Below are 1,780 nucleotides of genomic sequence, written 5' to 3'. Positions count from 1 at the left end.
TGGTGAGCCGCTCGCGCAGCCGAACGGTGAACTCGCTCGCGGTGGCCGGGAAGCCGGCCTGCTCGCAGAAGCCCGCGAGCTTGGGCTCGCACTGCTCCCAGGGCAGGAGCATGCGGGTCCAGTCACCGTAGTCCTCGGCGCCCATCACGGCGACATCGCCGCAGCGCAACTCCTCCACGAGGCAGGCGAACACCATTGCCTCGAAATGGCGGCGGACCAGCATCCCCGGCTGTTCACGGGAGTAGACGGTCTTCAGCCACATCTTCGGCGCGAACGACAGGTCGAGCCGTATCAACTCCCCGTTCTCGTCCTTACGGGTGGGATGGGTGTCCGTCACGAGGGGCCGGGTGAGGTGCTGATAGGCCAGGACGTGGTCCAGCGCGTCCAGCACACTGCGGTCGGTCGAGGTCGCGGTGAACGACAGACGGCGGGCGATCTTGAACATGGTCGGCCGGTCCGGCTTGAAGAAGCGCTCCACCAGCGCCGTGTAGTTGCTGCCCCGGTAGGCGTCCAGGGCCTCCAGCTCCGCCAGCTGGGCGTCGAACCCGCCCGCCGTCTCGATCGCAGCCCGGGCGTTCTTCAGCGCCAGCAGGTCATCCAGCGACGCCTCCCCCTCCCACCCGCCTGGAGCGGCCTCGCCACTGCCGCGCAGGGCGGTCAGCACGTCCCGGAAGGTGGCCAGGAGCTGCTCGGTGGTCTCCTTCTGCCGCTTCTCGATCTCCAGCAGCTCTTCCTGGGCCCGCTTGAGGTGCCGGGACATGCGCTTGGAGAGCATCACCACCGTCTCGTCCCGCACCGCCGCCTGCACCTGCGCCAGCAGACACACGGTCAGCGCGGTGCGGCGAGGCTCGGCGATGTCCTTCATCTCGCCCACCGACAGCACCCTCGCCTGCTCGGCCAGCGCGGCCACCTTCGCCGACGGTGTCTTCCCCACCCAGAAGACGGCATCCCCCCAGCCCGTCCACCCTCTCCATCCGCTCCGCATGGGCCCTGAACCGCGACCACGTCGCCCGCCGGGCGGGCTGCTTGATCCACGCGAACAGGCTCTGGTACTCGCCCTCGACGACCTCCAGCATGCCTGCGACCCGCTCCCGCGCCGCGTCACTCATGCGCGCGACGATCGCCTCGCACTGCGCGGCATCCACCTCGGAGCGGATACGGGCAGCCATCCGGTCCAGGGTGGAGAACGCCGGCAGCTCCAGCCGCTCCTTCTGCCGGACCAGCTCCTCCAGCGCCACGTTCACCAGGTCAGCGGTATGCGCCTTCACCGGCGCCGCCGCCCGCATCGCCGCCTCCGCGACCGCGCGGGCCTCGCCCGGCTTGTGCTTCAGCTCCAAGCGGTCACGTACGGCCGACCGATAGCGCTCCTCGCTCCGCCCGGAGTCCGCCTCTGGCACCGTCCCCGCAGCGAGCCCCGCCTGATCGCACACGTGAGCCACGACCACCTCGGGTATCTGCCCGAGCTTGGGTACACGGCCCAGCCGCGCCGCGGACTTCAGCATCACCAGCAGCGCCAAGACCCGGCCCGGACGGTCATGCGTACGCTCACGAGCCCACACCACATCCTCCGCCGACGGCGTGAAGAACTCCCGCAACTCCCGTTCCGAGATCAGCCTCATGAACCTCGGCTACGCCGTCCGCTCCAGCGACGCCACACCAACCGCCCCACGCCCGACCGCCTGACAGCGGCCACCATAAACAGCGACGATCCCGGCAGCGGAGGCCAGGGCCAGATCACGGAGCGTACGCACACTCACCGTATTCGAGCGTCACGCTCTGC

The 1,780-nt window shown here is 69.7% G+C and carries 2 pseudogenes; both read right to left on the bottom strand.

The features are described 5' to 3' along the window. A pseudogene (locus IE239_RS41310) lies at positions 1–934 on the bottom strand (hypothetical protein); the annotation flags it as partial. A 283-nt stretch (positions 935–1,217) separates the two neighbouring features. After that, positions 1,218–1,619: pseudogene (locus tag IE239_RS43440) on the bottom strand (DUF4158 domain-containing protein); the annotation flags it as partial. Positions 1,620–1,780 lie beyond the last annotated feature (161 nt).

It is taken from the genome of Streptomyces humidus, from assembly GCF_014649655.1.
Classification (GTDB): domain Bacteria; phylum Actinomycetota; class Actinomycetes; order Streptomycetales; family Streptomycetaceae; genus Streptomyces; species Streptomyces humidus.
The sequence above is the reverse complement of the archived record's forward strand: the minus strand, read 5'-3'. Positions and strand labels throughout refer to the sequence as shown.